This window comes from Burkholderia sp. PvR073 (genome assembly GCF_054055695.1).
This window is the reverse complement of record NZ_JBSRXO010000029.1, coordinates 1-3,553: the sequence shown is the minus strand read 5'-3', so window position 1 is coordinate 3,553 and position 3,553 is coordinate 1. Positions and strand designations below refer to the sequence as shown.

Sequence of the window (3,553 nt, the reverse complement as noted above, 5' to 3'; positions counted from 1 at the left end):
CTCTTCGCCTCTTCGCCTCTTCGCCTCTTCGCCTCTTCGCCTCTTCGCCTCTTCGCCTCTTCGCCTCTTCGCCTCTTCGCCTCTTCGCCTCTTCGTCTCTTCGTCTCTTCGTCTCGCCCTCTCGCCCTCTCGCCGTCCGTGTCGTGCAAACTACGCTGAGCTTATTCCGGTCAGTCGCGTAACGGCGGCGCAATGAATCGCCGTTGCGCCCGCCTGCTCGCGGCCGCGATCTGCCCCCCCTCTCTCCCGAATTGAAGCGCAAGATCTGGAGCGCGCCGTCGCGCCGACGACATTAGACTGGGTTCATCGATTTTTCGTGGACACGGTCGTGCTCGCAACGCTTCCCGACATCGCCTCGCCGACCATCCTGCTGCGACCGCCCGCGCCTATTCCGGCGCGCGCGACATGCCCGCACGACACCCTATCCCCATCGCTAACGAACGAGGTACACCCGTGAACATCGCCGATCTGCAACCCGCCATCGAAGCTGCCGATCTCGCGCAACGCGTGAGCGCACTCGACTGGACCGCCGTCGGTACCGAACTCGATCGCTATGGGTGCGCTCGCGTACCGGGCCTTCTCTGCGCCGACGAATGCACGGCGCTGGCATCGCTCTATCCGCGCGATGCGCTTTACCGTTCGCGCGTCGTCATGGCGCGGCATGGCTTCGGCCGCGGCGAATACCGGTATTTCGCTTATCCGCTGCCGGCAGTCGTCGACACGTTGCGAACCGCGATCTACCCGCATCTCGCACCGATCGCGAATCGCTGGAACCAGGCGCTCGGGATCGACGTCCGCTACCCGGCCAACCACGCTGCATTCCTCGAGCGCTGCCACGCGGCGGGACAGACGCGACCGACGCCGCTGATCCTGCAGTACGGTCCGGACGACTACAACTGCCTCCATCAGGACCTGTATGGCGAGCACGTCTTTCCGCTACAGGTCGCGATCCTGCTGTCGGCGCCGGGCCGGGATTTCACGGGTGGGGAGTTCGTGCTGACGGAACAGCGGCCGCGGATGCAATCGCGTGCGGAAGTGGTGCCGCTGACACAAGGCGACGCCGTGATCTTCGCCGTGCACGGCCGGCCCGTGCAGGGAACGCGCGGCGTCTATCGCGTCAACCTGCGTCACGGCGTGAGCCGTATCCGGACCGGGCACCGCCATACGGTCGGCATCATCTTTCATGATGCTCAGTAGCGGCAAGCGACGCGAGCACGGCGGCGTCGTGCGCCGCGTCATGCACGAACTCGTGCGTGCGCGGCATGGCGGCTGGACTTCGCCAGCAACACGGCCGTGCCAGCTCATGAAATGCATGCGCGAAGATTCATCGCGCCCGTGACGCACCGAACCGTCCGTGAGCGGAGCGACCGAGCGCGACCATCCGCAACCATCGCGATTCACGCCCGACCGGCCGTTCAACCTACCCTCGCGCGGCACTCGCCCGAAGTCGGTCGCCCGCATCGGACGCGAGGCGCGCGTAGCCCGGCAACGTCAGCAGCGCGAGCACGCCCGCCGCAACGAACGCCCAGCGAAAATCGTCGAGCACGTAGTGAATCCCGGCCGCATCGCCGCGCATCAGCGCGGCGAGCCGCAATGCCAGCGCGCCGAATGCGATCCCCATCCCGATCGTCATCTGCTGCGCGGCGCTCCACAGCGTGCTCGCGGCGCTCGTCTGGTGCGACGGAACATCGGCATAGGCGAGCGTCGCCAGCGTCGTGAACTGCATCGAGCGCGTCAGCCCGTAGACGAATACGACCAGCAGCGTGATCGCGAGCGGCGTCGACGCGGTCAGCCAGCCGCATGCGATCGTGAAGAAGCCGACGATCGTCACGTCGACGAGCGCGACGCGGCGGAACCCGAAACGATCGAGGATCCACGACGTGCCCGCCTTCATGCCCAGATTGCCGAGCGCGCTCGCGAGCAACAGCAAACCGGACTGGAACGGCGACAGCCCGAAACCGATCTGGAACAGCAGTGGCAGCAGATAAGGCACCGCATTGACCGCAATCCGCGTGACCGATCCGGTGAGCACCGTGACCGAGAAGGTCGGCACCTTCAGCGTCGTGAAGTCGAGCAGCGGGTGCGCGCAACGCCGCGCGTGCAGCCACGCGGCGATGCCGAACAATGCGCTGGCCCCGACCAGCACGGCCGCACGCATGAACTGCGCATCCTGCTGACCAGCCGTTTCGGTGCCCAGCAGCAGACAGGTCAGCGCACCGCCCGCCAGCACGAAGCCGACCCAATCGAGCGGCCGCTGGTCGTCCGCGCGCGTGTTCCGGACCATCAAGCACGTACAGACCAGCGCGGCGAGGCCAAGCGGCACGTTCAACAGGAAGATCCATCGCCAGGACGCATAGGTCGTGATGAAGCCGCCGATCGGCGGCCCCACGACCGGCGCAACGATACCCGGCCACGTGATCGTCGCGATCGCGCGCATCAGCCGTGCTTTCTCGGTGCTGCGCACGACGATCATCCGCCCGACCGGCACCATCATCGCCCCGCCGACGCCCTGCAACAGGCGAGCGGCCGTAAACGTCACCACGCCGTTGGACAGCCCGCACAGAATCGATGCCCCGGTAAAAATCACGATCGCACTGCCGAACACCGTGCGCGAACCGTATCGGTCCGCGATCCAGCCGCTGATCGGGATGAATACCGCGAGCGCGAGCATGTAGGCCGTCATCCCGAGACTCAGCGCATTCGGCCCGACGCCGAAGGAATGCGCCATCTGCGGCAGCGCGGTCGCGATCACGGTCGTGTCGAGATACTCCATGAAGAAGGTCGCGGCGACGAGATACGGCAAGAAGTCGGTCGTCCGACCACGCTGAGCAGAGCTGGAAGTCATGAACGATGCAGTTGCGGAAGGCGGAGCACACCGGCAACCACGCGCGGAAGCCGGACGAGTGGCGATATTACCCTGAAGCGTCCGAACCCCGCGCTGCCGACACGTGGCGCTGAAACCACTTTATGCGCATAGATTCGACTTGGCTCGGCGATCGGGCACACAAGCCACTGAGGTCAACAAGCGCGTATTTGAGCCAATATCGGAGAAAATCGGCGATGTTACTCGCCCATCAGGCCATCCTGGCGAATTCTGTAGTGCTCACCTCGACACGCATCACTCCAGTCAGCTCGCCCCTGGTCATCGGTTGTCCCTTGATAGACCACGGCGCCATCCGACACCCGGATCAGGGAAAACTTCATATTGGCGAACGGGCCCACATCGCCGTCTGCGTCCTGGAATTTTGCGTGAAATGGCGCATGGACGCAGTCAGCGTGAGACTGCGCAGCGCATCCCAGCAGGGCGAAGCAAAACAGAAGCGGGACGAGCTTTTTCATTGGGATTGCCCAGAGAGGTTCGTCTGTGACGGTGAATCAAGGAAGTGTGATGCCGGCGAACCTGGCTGACCCACCGGCCCGCCAGCGCCCCGCTCGCTGTCATCGCTCTTTCCGCCGCGCAAATGCAAAAACCCCCGCCTGTTCGGGCGGGGGTTCTTGGCTTAGGGAGCCTGACGATTACCTACTTTCACACGGGAATCCGCACTATCATCGG

General features: G+C 64.8%; 3 protein-coding genes. 1 reads left to right on the top strand and 2 read right to left on the bottom strand.

The annotated features are described in order from the left end of the window. The first annotated feature begins 453 nt into the window (after positions 1-453). A complete protein-coding gene (locus tag ACVK00_RS34485) occupies positions 454-1,197 on the top strand; it encodes a 2OG-Fe(II) oxygenase (protein ID WP_350227426.1) in 744 nt (247 codons plus the stop codon). Between the two features lie 223 nt (positions 1,198-1,420). Here ACVK00_RS34485 and ACVK00_RS34480 read toward each other — a convergent pair whose 3' ends face one another. Together ACVK00_RS34480 and ACVK00_RS34475 are read right to left on the bottom strand one after the other, a co-directional pair. After that, positions 1,421-2,845 carry a DHA2 family efflux MFS transporter permease subunit gene (locus ACVK00_RS34480; RefSeq protein WP_284891510.1) on the bottom strand — a complete coding sequence of 475 codons (1,425 nt, stop codon included), beginning with the start codon at positions 2,843-2,845 and terminating at the stop codon, positions 1,421-1,423. Between the two features lie 218 nt (positions 2,846-3,063). Beyond that, positions 3,064-3,339: a hypothetical protein gene (locus ACVK00_RS34475; RefSeq protein WP_284891511.1), complete on the bottom strand. Its 276-nt coding sequence runs from the start codon at positions 3,337-3,339 to the stop codon at positions 3,064-3,066. Positions 3,340-3,553 lie beyond the last annotated feature (214 nt).

Bases quoted from the DNA above. Each gene is read 5' to 3' on its own strand.
- ACVK00_RS34480 (WP_284891510.1), bottom strand. From the start codon at position 2,845: ATGACTTCCAGCTCTGCTCAGCGTGGTCGGACGACCGACTTCTTGCCG.
- ACVK00_RS34475 (WP_284891511.1), bottom strand. From the start codon at position 3,339: ATGAAAAAGCTCGTCCCGCTTCTGTTTTGCTTCGCCCTGCTGGGATGC.